The 15,498-nt window shown below is 61.1% G+C and carries 16 protein-coding genes, 1 tRNA gene and 1 pseudogene; 6 read left to right on the top strand and 12 right to left on the bottom strand.

Features of this window, described 5'->3' with window-relative positions; genetic code table 11:
• Window positions 1-10: 10 nt before the first annotated feature.
• The 6 genes from ACQ7C1_RS10875 to ACQ7C1_RS10850 all read right to left on the bottom strand — a co-directional run bounded on the left by ACQ7C1_RS10875 (window position 11) and on the right by ACQ7C1_RS10850 (window position 4,563).
• Window positions 11-892, bottom strand: a complete 882-nt coding sequence (locus tag ACQ7C1_RS10875; RefSeq protein WP_097599398.1) for an aldo/keto reductase — start codon at window positions 890-892, stop codon at window positions 11-13.
• Window positions 893-1,217: 325 nt separating this feature from the next.
• Window positions 1,218-1,880, bottom strand: a complete 663-nt coding sequence (locus ACQ7C1_RS10870) for a class I SAM-dependent methyltransferase (protein WP_183706616.1) — start codon at window positions 1,878-1,880, stop codon at window positions 1,218-1,220.
• 234 nt (window positions 1,881-2,114) lie between these two features.
• The gene (locus tag ACQ7C1_RS10865) at window positions 2,115-2,414 is read right to left on the bottom strand and encodes a hypothetical protein (RefSeq protein WP_430958263.1); all 300 of its coding nucleotides are present in this window, start codon (window positions 2,412-2,414) and stop codon (window positions 2,115-2,117) included.
• Between the two features lie 153 nt (window positions 2,415-2,567).
• The gene (locus tag ACQ7C1_RS10860) at window positions 2,568-2,939 is read right to left on the bottom strand and encodes a cell surface protein (RefSeq protein ID WP_430958262.1); all 372 of its coding nucleotides are present in this window, start codon (window positions 2,937-2,939) and stop codon (window positions 2,568-2,570) included.
• Window positions 2,940-3,129: 190 nt separating this feature from the next.
• Window positions 3,130-3,450: a hypothetical protein gene (locus tag ACQ7C1_RS10855; protein ID WP_430958261.1), complete on the bottom strand. Its 321-nt coding sequence runs from the start codon at window positions 3,448-3,450 to the stop codon at window positions 3,130-3,132.
• A 525-nt stretch (window positions 3,451-3,975) separates the two neighbouring features.
• Window positions 3,976-4,563 (bottom strand): hypothetical protein, encoded by a 588-nt coding sequence (locus ACQ7C1_RS10850; RefSeq protein ID WP_430958260.1) that lies wholly within the window; start codon window positions 4,561-4,563, stop codon window positions 3,976-3,978.
• 243 nt (window positions 4,564-4,806) lie between these two features.
• On the opposite strand from ACQ7C1_RS10850, the gene ACQ7C1_RS10845 reads away from it, so the two are divergent.
• The gene (locus tag ACQ7C1_RS10845) at window positions 4,807-5,223 is read left to right on the top strand and encodes a hypothetical protein (RefSeq protein ID WP_430958259.1); all 417 of its coding nucleotides are present in this window, start codon (window positions 4,807-4,809) and stop codon (window positions 5,221-5,223) included.
• A gap of 217 nt (window positions 5,224-5,440) precedes the next feature.
• A complete protein-coding gene (locus ACQ7C1_RS10840) occupies window positions 5,441-5,686 on the top strand; it encodes a DUF982 domain-containing protein (protein ID WP_430958258.1) in 246 nt (81 codons plus the stop codon).
• Between the two features lie 388 nt (window positions 5,687-6,074).
• Here the strand turns inward: ACQ7C1_RS10840 and ACQ7C1_RS10835 are convergent, their stop codons facing one another.
• The 4 genes from ACQ7C1_RS10835 to ACQ7C1_RS10820 all read right to left on the bottom strand — a co-directional run bounded on the left by ACQ7C1_RS10835 (window position 6,075) and on the right by ACQ7C1_RS10820 (window position 10,477).
• Window positions 6,075-6,323 carry an amino acid transporter gene (locus ACQ7C1_RS10835; RefSeq protein WP_430958257.1) on the bottom strand — a complete coding sequence of 83 codons (249 nt, stop codon included), beginning with the start codon at window positions 6,321-6,323 and terminating at the stop codon, window positions 6,075-6,077.
• Window positions 6,324-6,420: 97 nt separating this feature from the next.
• Window positions 6,421-6,497 (bottom strand) — tRNA-Arg (locus tag ACQ7C1_RS10830).
• Between the two features lie 123 nt (window positions 6,498-6,620).
• On the bottom strand, window positions 6,621-8,138 hold the full coding sequence (locus tag ACQ7C1_RS10825) for an ATP-binding protein (protein ID WP_097599409.1): 1,518 nt from the start codon (window positions 8,136-8,138) through the stop codon (window positions 6,621-6,623).
• A 341-nt stretch (window positions 8,139-8,479) separates the two neighbouring features.
• Window positions 8,480-10,477 carry a methyl-accepting chemotaxis protein gene (locus ACQ7C1_RS10820; RefSeq protein WP_430958256.1) on the bottom strand — a complete coding sequence of 666 codons (1,998 nt, stop codon included), beginning with the start codon at window positions 10,475-10,477 and terminating at the stop codon, window positions 8,480-8,482.
• A 417-nt stretch (window positions 10,478-10,894) separates the two neighbouring features.
• Between ACQ7C1_RS10820 and rpmH the strand changes: the two genes are divergently transcribed.
• From rpmH to yihA, 4 genes are all read left to right on the top strand, one after another.
• Window positions 10,895-11,029 carry a 50S ribosomal protein L34 gene (gene rpmH / locus ACQ7C1_RS10815; protein ID WP_008524438.1) on the top strand — a complete coding sequence of 45 codons (135 nt, stop codon included), beginning with the start codon at window positions 10,895-10,897 and terminating at the stop codon, window positions 11,027-11,029.
• Window positions 11,030-11,050: 21 nt separating this feature from the next.
• Window positions 11,051-11,452, top strand: coding sequence for a ribonuclease P protein component (gene rnpA, locus ACQ7C1_RS10810; RefSeq protein WP_430958255.1), 402 nt, complete (start codon window positions 11,051-11,053; stop codon window positions 11,450-11,452).
• Window positions 11,452-13,245, top strand: a complete 1,794-nt coding sequence (gene yidC, locus ACQ7C1_RS10805; protein WP_430958283.1) for a membrane protein insertase YidC — start codon at window positions 11,452-11,454, stop codon at window positions 13,243-13,245. Before rnpA ends, yidC begins: the two co-directional genes overlap by 1 nt.
• A gap of 140 nt (window positions 13,246-13,385) precedes the next feature.
• A complete protein-coding gene (gene yihA, locus ACQ7C1_RS10800) occupies window positions 13,386-14,039 on the top strand; it encodes a ribosome biogenesis GTP-binding protein YihA/YsxC (protein WP_430958254.1) in 654 nt (217 codons plus the stop codon).
• A 166-nt stretch (window positions 14,040-14,205) separates the two neighbouring features.
• Here yihA and ACQ7C1_RS10795 read toward each other — a convergent pair whose 3' ends face one another.
• Entirely contained in the window at window positions 14,206-14,925 is a 720-nt protein-coding gene (locus tag ACQ7C1_RS10795; RefSeq protein WP_430958253.1) for an anti-sigma factor, read from the bottom strand.
• Window positions 14,922-15,483 (bottom strand): annotated as a pseudogene (locus ACQ7C1_RS10790) (sigma-70 family RNA polymerase sigma factor). Before ACQ7C1_RS10790 ends, ACQ7C1_RS10795 begins: the two are co-directional and overlap by 4 nt.
• Between the last annotated feature and the right edge of the window lie 15 nt (window positions 15,484-15,498).

Below are 15,498 nucleotides of genomic sequence, written 5' to 3'. Positions count from 1 at the left end.
GCATTGCCCCTCAAGCCGCCTTGAAGACCTTCCGGCCCTCGGCGTCCAGCGCCGCGAATTCCTCATCCGACAGCGTGATGTCCACCGCCGCGACGTTTTCTTCCAAGTGCTTGACCTTTGACGTGCCGGGAATCGGCAGCATCACCGGGCTGCGCTTCAGCACCCAGGCGAGCGCGATCTGGCTGGGGGCGGCATTGTGCTTCCTGGCGATCGTATCAAGCAGCGAGCCTGATTGGGCGAGATCGCCGGCGGCGAGCGGATACCACGGGATGAAGCCGATATTGTGCTTTGCGCAATAATCGAGCACGTCTTCACTGGTGCGATCGACCAGATTGTAGCGGTTCTGGACGGTGGCGACCTTGAAGTGCTTCGAGGCCGCCTCGATTTCGGCGACGGAGACTTCGCTCAGACCCGCATGGCGGATGAGACCGGCATCGAGCAGCGACCGGATCGCGTCGAACTGCTCCTTGGCCGGCACCTTCGGATCGATGCGGTGAAGCTGCCACAGGTCGATCTGCTCGACGCCGAGATTGCGCAGGCTCTTATGCGCCTGCTGGATCAGATATTCCGGGCGGCCGACGGGCAGCCAGATGTCGGGACCGTGGCGGGTCAGGCCGCCCTTGGTGGCGATGACGGATCCGGCGCCATAGGGATGCAGCGCCTCCTTGATCAGCCACTCGGAGACATCGGGGCCGTAGGAATCGGCCGTATCGATGAAATTGACGCCAAGCTCCGGCAGGCGCTTCAGCGTCCGGATGGACTCGGCATGGTCGTCGGGCTCACCCCAGATTCCTTTACCGGTAACGCGCATGGCGCCGAAACCGAGACGATTGACCTCGATCTCGCCGCCGATCCTGAAGGTGCCTGACTTGGCTGCGTTGTGACTGGACATGATCTTTCCTCTCTTGGTCAATAAAATCGTTCAATGTCGTTGAATTGGCCGAAGCCGCTCGCTTCACCGGCGCGGGGATGCCGAACTGGCGAAGATGGTTTCGGTTCTGAATGTCTGCCGTGTCTGGTGATGCCCGGCATGGTGATGACCCGGCCGTCGCGGCGATATCGGACATGCGGCCGCTGCGACGCTTGCAGATATAGGACGGGTCCGCGGGGATAACAGGGAGAGGCCGAAACATCGTCCCTCGACCGGCTGCCGCATGCGGGGATATATCGGCCGGGCTGCGTCGAAGCCTGTCGCTTCCGCTCAGCCGGTGCCGCGTTCAGCCGGCCGATTCGCCGGAAAAGGCGGCCACTTCGATCTCCGCGTCACGGAATCTCAGACGTTCGCGCGAGAGTTCCAGCGGCTTGCGGCGCGAGATCCGGTAGACGGAGGCCGGCGGCAGGTTGCGAACCGTACCGCCGATGCGCACCGCCTTCAGGCCGAGGCGGTCGAGGATCGGCCGCGGCACCGGACAGCGCGGACCATAGGTAAATTGATAGACCGCCCCGCCCGGGCGCATATAGGTGAAGACGCCGGCAAGGATCGAGGCGATCTTGCGCGGCGACATGGACAGAAGCGGCAGGCCGCTAATGACGGCGCCGACCGGTTCTCCCTCGAAAATATCGGCCTGGGCAAGGTGGGCTGCGTCCATTTGCAATATCCGCGCCGCCGGGAACCGCGTCTGCAGCGCATCGATGAATTCCGGGCCGTATTCGATCAGCGTCAGATCCGCCTCGCTGATGCCGCGGGCGAGCAGCGCCCGGGTGAAGACGCCCGTGCCCGGGCCGAGCTCGATGATCGGCCCATCGAGCTCCGCAATTTCGCTGGTCATGATCCTAGCAAGGGAATCACCCGATGGCGCGATGGCGGCCACCCGAAGCGGATTGCTGATCCAGGAGCGGAAAAAATGCAGGAAATCCGAGCATGCAGCCTTTGCGGTCATGACTGTCCCACCTGTCTGAAATTCAATTGATTATGAATGCGACCATCGCGGCCAGCATGGCAATTCCAAGGCAGAGACGTCAATCGCCCTTGTGAGCCGGCATTTCCCACCTCTTTTCCTACCGGCGTCCGGCATTTTTGCATCTGCGGCGGCTTTGACATAGCGAGCGCCGTCGTCTGCGGCGAAAAAGGGCGGCCGGGAAGCCGCCCCTCACCGCCACCGCAAAGCGCCCGGTTAATAGTTGCAGCCGGAGCTGCTCGTCGGGTTGAAGCCGAGCTTGCAATCCATGTTCAGCGGCTTCTTCGGGTTCATCATGTAGGGCGAGGCCATGCCCTTCGGGCTTCCTTCATCAATCGAACCGGTCGTGCCCCTGTCGTGCTGCACGCGGGTCTCATCCTGGACAACCTGCTGCTTGACCGAGCCCTGCTGCGTCGCGCTCGACTGGAGGGGTGCCGCTTGCGCTGCGAAGGCGGAAAGGCCGAGCATCGCACCGAGGGCTGCGGCCGCCAGGCCGCTCTTGAACGTCGTGATCATTGTCGTCTCCTTGGGAGGATCAGGTGAATTTACGCCGAGGAGTTAGGAAGCGGATCTGTCACAATCTACCGCATCGCAACAGAGGTCACGAACATGTGAGCGGCGCCCGAAACAGGAAAAAGGCGGCTCGCGCCGCCCCTTTCATTTGCCGGCTCAGTAGCCATTATCGCAGGGCATGCTGCCGGGACCGATCGATCCTGAAAACGTAGGGTTGCACATCGTCGGAGCCGCTGGTCTGTTCACCGGCTGGCGGATGATGGAACCGGTGGCGCCGGCCTCGACACCGAAAGCGGCAAGCGGATACCAGTAGCCATCGGAGTGACGGCGGGTGCCGGGGCGCTCCGTTCGGAAGCCGCGATAGCCATGCCAAAGACCGGGATGCGGCTTATACTGCACGGTTTTTACGTAGGAAATATTGGGCGGCCGCACCGTTTGAAGGGGAGCGGCTTCAGCTTGGCCGATCGGCGCGAGGACGAGAGGCACGCTGAGCGCGACGGCGGAACGGACAAGATTGAACATCTTCATGATAAACCCTCCTTCGTGGATTTATCCTGGGAAAATGCCTGTCCCAAGTGCGCAGTTCCGCGCGCACGCACAGTTTCCAAAACTCGTGATTGCAGGCGATCCCGCGTGAGTTTTTCGCGAGAAAACGTGAAAGTCGCGACAGCAAGAATGGCGCGAGGGGGCGCTGGCTAAGAATGCGAATTCTCTGTTCTCAATTCGCGTATAAAGCCCGGTAACCCTGGGCGGACAGGCAGGCGACATATTGGCGATGGGCAGCGGCGCGCGCCGTCGTTTCCTCTTCCAGCGCATCGGCCTCGGCATAGCCGGTCAACTGGGCGCGCAGATGATACTGCTTCTTCGCCTCGTCATACATCGCGTTGCCGTCGGTTACGCAGATGCCTTGGGCGACGGCAGGCGGATTGACCGGCACTCCGATGGGCAAAAGCACCGGCGCGTTCGCATGGTCGACGCAGCCGGCAAAGGCGGCCATCGTCGCCGCCGCGCCCAGAGCCCGAAAACTTCCCATCGCCATGCATTCCCCCGGCTGAAACGCCTCAAACATCATTAGGCTCGCGGATACACGAGCAAGGTTGCGCGAAACTAGACATGCCGGCAGCAGGCAACCACGCCACTAGAGCTTTTCGGGGTTAGATTGAAGCATTCTGACGGAGCAGGTTTTCGTCAGGGCAAAGGCGATTGGAGACGGGCATACCCCCAGGTACGTCCGAGCCGATCGCCTTTGATCCTGGCTAGAGATGCCCGGCCCACCGGCCGCACCGCTCCGCCGTGGCGAAGCGATTAGTGCGTCCGGCGATTCCAAAGTCTTGTAGACTTGCCAGGCAAATCTGCGGGAGGGTTGGCTGAAACGGGCCGCCTGATCGACCGGCCGACTCCGTTTGAGCCAACAGAATGGTTCAATCTAACCCGGAAAAGCTCTAGCTCCTGGTTTGATCTTGCGGGACTCATGAGGTACTCCCCAGCAAGATCTATATAGCACTGCGGAATCCCGAAATTGGTTGGGGCATTGAAATCATTGCGTGTTCCACGCCTCGACTTCTCACGAGGCGCGGCGAATTTCGGGATCCCGAAGCGGGGGAATTTCGCAATCCCGATGTGGCGTTTTTTTCTTCCTGCCGACCCGCCCGCGTTTGTCTGCGGCAGGCTTGCGGTCTATCTCCGACCACTTCCGGCACCTCTCCGCCGTGCATCGCTGCCAATCGTTCGTTGGCGGCGCGCCTTCATGGTCGCCGACAAAAGTCAGCGTGAACAGGTTGGGATGCGCGACACCGCTGCCCGCCCGGCCGCGGCGAACTTTGATAAGGCCCTTATATTCCAGCTTATCGAGGGCATCGGCCACATATTCACCGGTGACGCCGTAAGAGACGAACTGCGCGTGCGTCACGACAAGTTTGCCATTTTCCAGGGCGGCATGCGCGGTGTGCTCGATGATGATGCGGAAGAAGGCGCGGCTGGCATTGGCGCTCAGCGACGTGAACGCCGCCGATTCCAGCAGCTGAATCGTCAGCCATTGCCAGCGAAGGCTGCTGTCGTCGTTCCCGCTCGGCGGCGCGGTATGTTTGCGCACAAGCGATCGCGTCTTGTCGGCACTGGTTCGGCTCTTGTCGCGAGGATTGAATTCCGCCATCAGCCCCTCGTCTCGGCTGCCAGCACGTCCTTCCGAGAAACGGCAGAAGAACTCATTTTTTCAGGCGTGCGGAGGGAAAGACCCACCCAAGCACCCATATTACCAATCACTGCAAATTCTTCGACATTCAACATTCCATGGTTGCAACGGTGAGCAATCTAGCGTAAGAACGTTTCATGAACTAGGAAAATAATCTTAGAACGTTTTTGATATCACCTGATGGGTAATTGCGGGGAGGCCAGAATGCGAAAGAGTGGCATGAGGGAGAAGGGCGCGATGGTCTACGGCCAGCGGCTGATGGCATTGATTTCAATCTTGCTGGGGAGCGCCGTCCAGGCTTTTCCCTGCGATCAGCCAATCATGATATCGAATTGGTCGCTCTGCGCGATCGCCAATGTGAGCGACGAGGGTGGCCAGGCTGATTGGAAAGCCGTGCCTGCATGGACTCGTCAGAAAGCCATAAGCGCGTATTTCGGAAACGAGCCGCGGCTGCTAGCAAACCATGGACTCTGCAACGCCAAGTTTCAACGCGTCGTGCTCTGCCTGCCGGGATGGGACATGGGCGACCCGGATGAGTGCTCCTATCTGATTTGCAGCGGCTATTACTCATCCATGTCCGGGAAGAAAGACAGGGAAGACTTTGAGAAAGAGTTCAACTAGGCGATCTTTCGATACTTTTCGCTTTCCTCCATTGGGACTGAGAATCAAGCGGCGAAAAGAAGCGACTGCCGAAAAATAGGCGAGCCGAGTATGCCGATGTTTCACGAGCAGCTCACTGCTCCAGAGAACATCTTGTTCAGGCGGCCACCTCGCCACGCCGACTGAATTGTCTTATGTGAGCAGGCGGCGGAGAATACGCAGTGGAGATCCTGCAATAATGCAGACCCTATGGAAGAAGCCGGTGACGCTTGCCCTTGAAGGCCCGGATCAGTGGGTGGTCATCCAGACGACCCAGGCCGCAACATGGGCGCTGATCGAAGATTGGCCGACAGAAGAGGGCCCTGCGCTCGACAGAGCGTGTGCGGTTTGCGCCGATGTCATATCCGGCAAACGGAGCCGGGAGGAGGCGCGGCAGGCGTTCATCGAAGCTGCGATCGAAGCCCGGATCCCCATCAAGGAATGAGCGACATGCCCCGGTCTAGCATTCTCGCGGCCAACCTTCCCGCCGCTTCGAGCGCATTCCCGGAAAAGCCGCCGAAGCGCCCGCGCGACAGATGGTCAATGTCCATTAGCTGCAGCGCGCCGATGAAGGCGACGGGATCAGGCCAGCAGAGCAATTCGTTGGCTTGGTCAGATCGTGAAAAGCTCGTGGGTGCGATAGGCTGGAAATGATTTAGGCCAGCCAGGCACTTTCGCACTGGACAGGCCCGCAAGCCCTTTCGGGAGGTTTCTGTTGCGTCGGTGCGCGGAACCCGATCAAAGTTTGTGATGGTTGACGAGATAGACCGCCGTTCCGGCGATGATCAATCCGGCGATGGGCATCAGGAGCAGCGAAATCATTTCCATCGTCGTCATGGCTTCATCCTTTTGAGAACCGTGCTTGCCGAGTAATGTAATGTACATGCGGTCAAAAAACAAACGATGCTGACCAGCATCAGGAAAAGGGTCGGGCCGCCGGAATTATACAGGCTGGAAAATACAGGGGCCAGGCCGCCGACCGCAAACACCGAAATGCCGATGCCGTTCAGGAAGGTCGCAAGCAACTTCAGCCGCTCATTATGGATGGTAACTGCCAGTTTGTCGAAGTCGGGTTCGGTCATGGATATCTGCTGATGAAGTGACGGACAGAGGCGGGAAACGCCTATGATATTCGGAACCGATTTTCCAAAACAGGAGGTAGCAAATGAAGGGAAAGAATGGCGCACCCGAAGAGATTCGAACTCCTGACCCCCAGATTCGTAGTCTGGTGCTCTATCCAGCTGAGCTACGGGTGCGTGGCAGAAGCGGCGGCGCCGCTTGCGTGGGCGATCCTCTAAAGGGTCCTTTCGGACATTGCAAGAGCATTTCTGAAAAAATCGCTCTTTGTCTGCAACGGCCACGCTCCGGCGAAACTCCCATCACTTCTCACCCTGTGTCCGATTGCGGTAATCATCCAGTGAAACCGGGCGATCGGGGATCTCGATGCGGAACTGGGTGCCGACCGTCGGCTTTTCCACCAGCGCGATCGTGCCGCCATGGGCGAGCACCAATTCGCGGGCGATGGTCAGGCCGAGGCCGGTGCCGCCGGAACGGGCCGAGCCGCGAAAGGCGGCAAACAGGTTCTGGCGCGCCTTCAGCGGCATGCCGGGACCGGTATCGTCGACCGTGATGCTGACGACGCTGCCGACACGCTGGGCGGAAACGGTGATGCGCCTGATGGCGCCGGGGCCGCCCTCGCCCGGCGAAGTCAGCGCCTGCAGAGCGTTGCGGCAGAGATTGTGAATGACCCGGAACAGTTGCTCGCCGTCGGCATCGACCTCGAGATCGGCAGCGAACTGTTCGACAAACTCGATGCCGCTTTGCGGATCGATCGCCAGCATATCCTTGACGTCCTGTGTCAGTCCCAGCAACCGAACATGGCGGCGGCGCGGCGCCGATTCGCTCGCCTTGCCATAGGACAGCACCTCCGTCGTATAACCGACCGCGCGGTCGATGGTGCGCAGCAGCTTCGGCGCGAAGCTCTTGACCATCGGATCATCGACATCGACGAGCCGGTCCGACATCAGCTGCGCGGAAGCCAGAATATTGCGCATATCGTGATTGATCTTTGAAACGGCGAGGCCAAGAGCGGCAAGGTTCTTCTGCTGCTTCAGCGTCTTCTGCAGCTCCATCTGCATCGAGGTGAGATTGCGGCCGGCCACCGCCAGCTCGTCCCGGCCGCCGTCGCCGATATAGATATGGGCCGGATTCTCGGGATCGGAGGAGAATTGCTGCATGCTGCCGGTCAGCCGGCGAATCGGGCCGATCAGAATGCGGTTGATCGCAAAGAAGATCAGCGTCGCGGTGAAAAGCGAGATCAGCACCGACAGCAGCAGCACGTTGCGGGAATAGGCGAACATCGCCGTGCGCAGCGGCCGATCCTTCATGACAACCTCGACGCCGATCTTGTTTTCACCAACCGGACCATAGACGCGGATCATCCTGCTGCCGCCGAAAACCAGGGTGTCGAGCGCGTCGCGGATCGCCGTCAGCGGCGGCACGTCGGTGAGGTCATAGGATTCGTCGACGGAGGTCGGCATGTCAGTCGTTGCCAGCAGCCGCGAAGTGCCTTCCTTGCGCAGTACGATCGCCTTGGTGCCGGTCGCCTCCAGCGTTTCCTTCTGCAGGGCGCGCGGCAGCTCGATCGGCTGCAGCCCGTCGATGACGATGGCGGCGGCAGCGGCCGTGTTCAGCCTGTCCTGCAGCCAGCGCATCCGCATGCTGGCGACGGAGGGAAAGAAAATCAGGATCTCGGCAAGCATGATGAAGACAACGGTGAGCCAGAGCAGCTTGCCCGAAAGCCCGCCGAAGAAGCCGGACGGGCACCGCCCCTTGGCAGCCTCGGTGGCTGCTGGGGGTTCTGCCGAAGGATTGTCGCCCTGGTTTCGCACCGGCATTCTTGTCTCGCCCGATCGGCAGCGCTTTGGCCACCCTTACCGTTGGAGCTTTATATTAGACCAATAGGTTCCGCTTTCAAATCTTTGCGAGCGGCGTCACGTCGCCACAACGAAATGCTGCCGAAGGCGGCGTCGTGATTCGTTATGTTGGTGCAATTGCTCTCTGGTTGGCGCGACGGGCGGCCCCTCATCCGCCTGCCGGCACCTTCTCCCGTAAACGGGGCGAAAGGACATGCCGCACCGGCCTCCTCCATCTCAACGTCGCGCCTGGCACGTCCCCTCGCCCCGTTTTACGGGGAGAGGGTCAGGGTGAGGGGCAGCTACTGGGCGTTGGAAAAGTCTCAGAACTCTTCCCAGCTCTGCTCGGCTGCAGCCGCACTGCCGCCGAAGGCGCGGGCGACTTTGGCGATCGCGCGGTGGGCGGGTGAGGCGACCGGCTGCCTGTGCGGCTCGTTGCGTACAAGCGCCACGGGCGCCACCGCATCCGAAAGCTTGAAGCGGGCAATGAGGTGCACCAGCCCGTTGGCTTCGGCTGAAAGCCGGTGCGTGGCGGCAGAGGTTTCTTCCACCATTGCAGCATTCTGCTGGGTCACCTGATCCATCTGGTTGACGGCGGTATTGACCTCCTTGAGACCGGTCGACTGTTCGACCGCGGCCGTGGCGATCGAATGGATATGGTCGTTGATGGCGATGACGCGGGTGCCGATTTCCGACAGCGCCTCACCGGTCGCCTGGACGAGTTTGACGCCGACCTGCACCTCATCGCCCGATTTGGTGATCAGTGCCTTGATGTCCTTGGCGGCGGTCGCCGAACGCTGGGCGAGTTCACGCACTTCCTGCGCGACCACCGCGAAGCCCTTGCCGGCCTCGCCGGCGCGGGCGGCCTCGACCCCGGCGTTCAGCGCCAGGAGGTTGGTCTGGAAGGCGATCTCATCGATCACGTTGATAATCTGGCTGATTTCGCGCGAGGCCTGCTCGATGCGGCCCATGGCCTCGACGGCGTTGCGGACGACGACGCCGGAGCGGCCGGCATTTTCCTTGGCTTCTGAAACCATGACGGTCGCTTCATGCGCCCGCTCGGTGGAGTTCTGGACGACGGCTGTGATCTCGTCGAGCGCGGCGGAGGTCTGTTCGAGGGCCGCCGCCTGCTGCTCAGTGCGCTTCGACAGGTCGTCACTGGCATTGCGCAGCTCGGATGTGTTGCCGTTCATCGCTTCGGTCGTCTCGCGCACTTCGCGCATCGTCGCCTGCAGCGTTACGAAGCTGTTGTTGACGTTCTGCTGCAGCTCGGCGAAGGCGCCCTGGAAATTGCCGTTCATCGTCTGGGTCAGATCGCCTTCGGCAAGGCTTGCGATGACGCGGCGGGTCTCGCCGATTCCGGCATCGACGCTCGACAGCAGCGTGTTGATATTGCCGGCGAACTGGTTGAGGTTCTCGTCCTGATAGTCCTTGTCGATGCGATGGCTGAAATCGCCGGCCGCAGCCGCGGCCACGACGACCGACATGCTCGACTGCAGATCGTCGCTCTTGGCGCGCATCGCCGCCTCCTGAGCGTTCAGGCGCTTGACGGCAAGGCCGTTCTCCTTGAAGACCGCGACCGCGGCGGCCATCTCGCCGATTTCGTCCTTGCGGCCGGCAAAGGGAACCTCGGCGTCGAAATTGCCGTTGGCGACCTCCTTGATCGCGTGGGTGACGCGCTTGATTGGTCGGCTCAGATGGCTGGTGCCGATATAAAAGCCCATGCCGATGCCGACCGCGATGCCGATGCCGGTAATGCTGAGCACGAGCATCAGGACCCAGGAGCGGAAACTTTCGATCTCGGCGTTGACGGCCTCGAGCGCCGCCTTGTCGGTAGCGACGACCGCATCGATTTCAGCCTGGAAAGCCTTGCGATTGGCGCGATTGGCCTCGTTATTGCCCTGCTGGCTGGCGGCCTCGGGCCCGACCTCGGTGCCGAGGCGAGCCGTTTCCGTGCGGAAGGTGCGAAATTCAGCGGCGCGGGAGACGAGCTTGGCGAAGTTGGCCTTCTCGCTTTCGGGAACGAGCGGCGCCCAGCCGGCGATGACCTTGTCGATCTCATCGAGAGCGGCCGTGATGCCCTTGGCGAAGTTCGGCGTATCCTTGATCGTCTTCGCCGCATAGATGCCGCGCGACTCCATGACGACAGCGGTGACGAAACGGTTGAGGCGCTCGCCGGCATAGGCGCGTGCGGCGGCCTGTTCGTAGGCCGTCAGGTTACGGCTGTATTCGCGCATGGCGGACAATGCCGTCGCGCCGATCAGAAGCGCCACCGCACCCATCACGCAAACCAGCAAATTAATTTTCCCGCGGATCTTCAATGCAGTGCCTCCTAGCTACCCCAAACTGCCTGGAAAGCAAATTCCCAGCCGATGAGCCGACTATCGACGAAATTCATTAAAGTTGGATTTCTAATATTTACGATTATGACCACTGAAAATAAGCCATGCCGACGCCTGCCCAGGCTCAAGTCACTGAAATTTGTGACTTTCTTCCCCAATGGCGACAAAGTACAACCTTCTGGGGCAAAGAAAGCTTGTTAATACTTGTGTGCGAAACCACGGGCTGGCCAGCATTACCGGTGAAATGATCTGTCATAATTGACTTTGGCAGACTTCATCCGTATAAGCCGCCGCACGTCCGGTCACCTAAGGCCTTCATGGCCCGCCCGTTCGAAAAACAACGCTCCTTGCATCATGCAAATTCAAGAAGGGCCGCACTCCGCGGTGTTTAAATAAATGAAGCGTACCTACCAACCATCCAAGCTTGTTCGCAAGCGTCGCCACGGCTTCCGTGCGCGCATGTCCACGAAGGGTGGCCGCAAGGTCATCGCTGCCCGCCGCGCGCAGGGCCGCAAGCGTCTCTCGGCTTAAGGCCGGGTTGCCCGATAAGAGATGGCGGGCGAATTGACGACCAGTGAGAAGAAACACGCTGTCGGGCGGCTGAAGAGCCGCCCGCAGTTTCTTGCCGTGCGCGAGGGCGAAAAACGCCGGGGAGGACTCTTCCTTCTGGAAGTCCTCGACCGGAAGGACCCCGACAGCCAGGCCCGAGTCGGTTTTACAGTCACCAAAAAACATGGCAACGCGGTCGAGCGGAACCGCATGCGCCGCCGCCTGAAAGAGGCGGTGCGGCTTCATGCGGGGTTTGCAATGAAGCCCGGACACGACTATGTGGTTGTCGCGCGCAGGGACGTGCTCGACGCGTCCTTCCAGGAATTGGCCGCGGAATTGAAATCCCGCGTGGAAACCAGGCCGAAACACCGGCGCCCAGGAAACGGACGCCCCAGGAACCTATGATGGAAAACAACCGCAATTATTTCATTGCGATCGCTCTCTCGGTGCTGATCGTCCTCGGCTGGCAGTTTCTCTATATGAATCCGCGCATCGAAGCCCAGCGCAAGGCGCAGGAAGCCCAGAAGGCGCAACAGCAGACCGAGCAGACGCAGCAGCCCGCGGCAGGCGGCCAGGCACCGGCCCAGACGACCGGCGCGGCCCCGTCCGGCCAGGCGGCCGCGACGGCGACGCGCGAGCAGGCGCTCGAAAAGACCCCGCGTATCGCCATCGACACCCCTGCCCTTTCCGGCTCGATCAACCTTGCCGGCGCCCGGCTCGACGACCTGAAGCTCAAGGGCTATCACGAGACCGTCGACGACTCGAGCCCGACCATCACGCTGTTCAGCCCGGCCGAAACCAAGGATGGTTACTTCACCGAGCTCGGCTATATCGGCAGCGCCGCGACCGGTGCGGTCCCCGGTCCCTCGACGCTGTGGACAGCGCCGGAGGGCGCCAAGCTCACCGAGAAGACGCCGGTGACGCTCTCCTATACCAATGACAAGGGCCTGACCTTCACCCGCACGATCTCCGTCGACGACCGCTACATGTTCACCGTCGCCGACAAGGTTCAGAATTCGGGCCAGGCTCCTGCCTCGCTTTCCTCCTACGGCCGCGTGACGCGTTACAACAAGCCGACGACCCCCTCCGTCTACGTGCTGCACGAAGGTTTTATCGGCGTCATCGGCGACGACGGCCTGATCGAAAGCAAATATAGCGCCGTGGAGAAGGAAGCCGTGGCCCCGGCGAAATCCACCGGCGGTTGGCTCGGCATTACCGACAAATACTGGGCGGCGACGATCGTACCGCCGCAGACGTCAGCCTATGAGGCGCACTTCTCCTATTTTTCCGACGGTCAGCCGCGTTATCAGGCCGACTATAAGGACGATGCCTTCAGCGTTGCGCCGGGCCAGACGGTCGAGCTCAAGAACCTCGTCTTTGCCGGCGCAAAGGAAGTGCCCGTCATCGACGGCTACGAGGCCTCCTATTCGATCCCGAAGTTCGACCGGCTGATCGACTGGGGCTGGTTCTATTTCATCACCAAGCCGATGTTCAAGCTGATGGACTTCTTCTATCGCTTCTTCGGCAATTTCGGCGTGGCGATCCTCTGCACCACGATCGTCGTCAAGGCGCTGTTCTTCCCGCTCGCCAGCAAGCAGTACGCCTCGATGGCGAACATGAAGCGCATGCAGCCGAAGATGGAGGAGCTGAAGGCGAAATTCGGCGACGACCGCATGGGGCTGCAGCAGGCGATGATGCAGCTCTACAAGGAAGAGAAGATCAACCCGATCGCCGGCTGCTGGCCGGTGGCGCTGCAGATCCCGATCTTCTTTTCGCTCTACAAGGTGATCTATATCACCATCGAGATGCGGCACGCGCCCTTCTTCGGCTGGATCAAGGACCTTTCAGCGCCCGATCCGACGACGATCGTCAACCTGTTCGGCCTGCTGCCCTTCGAGGCGCCGACCTTCCTGCATCTCGGCGTCTGGCCGCTGATCATGGGCGTCACCATGTTCCTGCAGATGCGCATGAACCCGACGCCGCCCGACCCGACGCAGGCGATGATCTTCAACTGGATGCCGCTGGTGTTCATGTTCATGCTGGCAAGCTTCCCGGCCGGCCTCGTCATCTACTGGGCCTGGAACAACACGCTGTCGGTGATCCAGCAGTCGGTGATCATGAAGCGCCACGGCGTGAAGATCGAACTCTTCGACAATCTGAAGGGCCTGTTCCGGCGAAAGACGGCGCCGTCGAAATGATGCTTTCAAGCCCCGCTTCGGCGGGGCTTTTCATTTCCGGCCAACTTGTGAAGCAAGACGCTGCCCGCCTGAAAGCTTGACATCCGCCGCCAAAACCACGAAGCCGACAGAAGACTGAACCCGGAGATTGCCGAGCCCGCATGCCCGAAAACGAAAAGCCACTCTTCGGCCAGCCATGGATTTTTATCCGCGGCATCCCGTCGCTCAACTTCCTGCCGCCGGAAGGACCGCCGGAAGTGGCCTTTGCCGGACGCTCGAACGTCGGAAAATCGTCTCTCATCAATGCGCTGGTCGGTCAGAAAGGTCTGGCGCGCACCTCGAACACACCGGGGCGCACGCAGGAACTCAACTACTTTGTACCGGACGGATATTCCGGCGAAGCGGGCGACCTGCCGCCGACAGCGATCGTCGACATGCCGGGTTATGGCTATGCGCAGGCGCCGAAGGAACAGGTCGACAAGTGGACGAAGCTCGTCTTCGATTACCTGCGCGGCCGCGCGACGCTGAAGCGCGTCTACGTGCTGATCGACAGCCGCCATGGCATAAAGAAGAACGACGAGGAGGTTCTGACCCTGCTCGACAAGGCGGCCGTCTCGTACCAGGTGGTGCTGACCAAGACCGACAAGATCAAGGCGCCGGCCGTGCCGAAGCTTCTGGCCGACACGGCGGAAAAGATCCGCAAGCGCCCGGCCGCCTATCCCTACGTGCTGTCCACCTCGTCCGAAAAAGGTGACGGGCTCGATGACCTGCGCCAGGCGATCGCCGAAACCGTCGGCATTGCAGGTTGGAAATAAAAGCGGCGCTCCGCAGAGCCCCCGATGCCTCTGCCGATACGGATAGTTTTACATCGTCGGCAACAGCACTTTATCGACGACGTGGACGACGCCCTCGTCCTTGTCCTTGTCCTTGTCCTTGATTATCTTGGCGACGGTCCTGGCCATCGCATCGCGCGAGGCATCGTTATGGCCGGTGCACCTTGCCGCTCGCAATGACCGGACCGGTCACCTGTCCGCTCGGCGAGCCGCCGAAAGGCTCTAGGCTGACGGCAAGGGTTGCGCCATCGGCGACAATATTGCGCAGATCGGCGGGAATGACGAGTTCGCCGCTTTCGCCGGGCTGGAAGATGCCGAGCGATTTCGGCGCGCCGCTGCCCGGCACCAGCCAGAGTTCGAGCGATTTCTCCTCCGGCTTGCCGGCGGCAACAGGCACGATCTTCAGTCGGCCGCTCTGGATCTCATAGGAGGCGCGGAGATTGATCGCGTTGTTTTGGCCCGAAAGTTCGGCCACCAGCGGTGCCGGCCCCTGCGGCTGCGGCACAAGGCCGGAGGCGAAGATGACGGCACTGACGGCGACGACGATGCAGGCGAACGCCAATGAGCGCCAGAAGACCGCCGAATTCCACAGCCCCTGCGAATAGGATGCGGGTTTTCCGGCCTCGCCGAACAGCCGGGACTCGATCTGCTTGAAGGTTTCCCGGCTCGGCGCGACGCCGTCATATTCGTCGTTGAAGGCGGAGAGGTTGGTTTCCCAACGGCTGACGATCGCCGCAAATATCCGATCGCGGCGCATGCGCTCTTCCACCACCCGGCGATCCTGCTGCGATAGGACGCCCAAGACATATTCACCGGCGAGGACCTCGTCGCGGGAGCGGTTTCCCTTGCTTTTGTCGGGCGATGTCATCGTTCCATGCACTCTCTCAGTTTCAAGAGGCTGCGCCTGAGCCAGGTCCGCATCGTGTTCAGCGGAACGCCGAACTGATCCGCCAGTTCCTGATAGCTCAGCCCTTCGACATAAGCCCGTTTCACGGCGACCGCACGATCAGCTTCCAACTCTTCCATGCAGGTGTCAATCCGCCTTCCTTCATCCTTCGTCACCGTCTGTCTTTGCGGGTCGGGTTCGGAAGCGGCAAGATCGTAAACGCTCTCGAGTTCGTAGGTGACGGGCTTGCGCGCACGCCGCAGATCGATCGACCGGTTGCGGGCAATTGCGGCCAGCCACGCCGAGGACGATCCCGCGGCTGCCCGGAAGCTTCGAGCGCGTTGCCAGAGCTGATATAGACTTCCTGCAGGCATCCTCGGCCTTCGTGCGGTCCTTCAAGATGCGCAGGCAGATTGCGAAAAGTTTCGGTGCAGTCTGGTTGTGGAGGACAGCGAATGCCAGGCGATCGAGCGCGACGCGGCCGATCAGGTCCTTGATCTCATCGCCTTGCGTGCGTTCCCCATATCGTGCCTCGCTCAGCCGGCGGGTCCAACT

The organism is Rhizobium sp. Nf11,1, from assembly GCF_050587665.1.
In the GTDB taxonomy this organism is placed as follows: Bacteria; Pseudomonadota; Alphaproteobacteria; order Rhizobiales; family Rhizobiaceae; genus Rhizobium.
The sequence above is the reverse complement of the archived record's forward strand: the minus strand, read 5'-3'. Positions and strand labels throughout refer to the sequence as shown.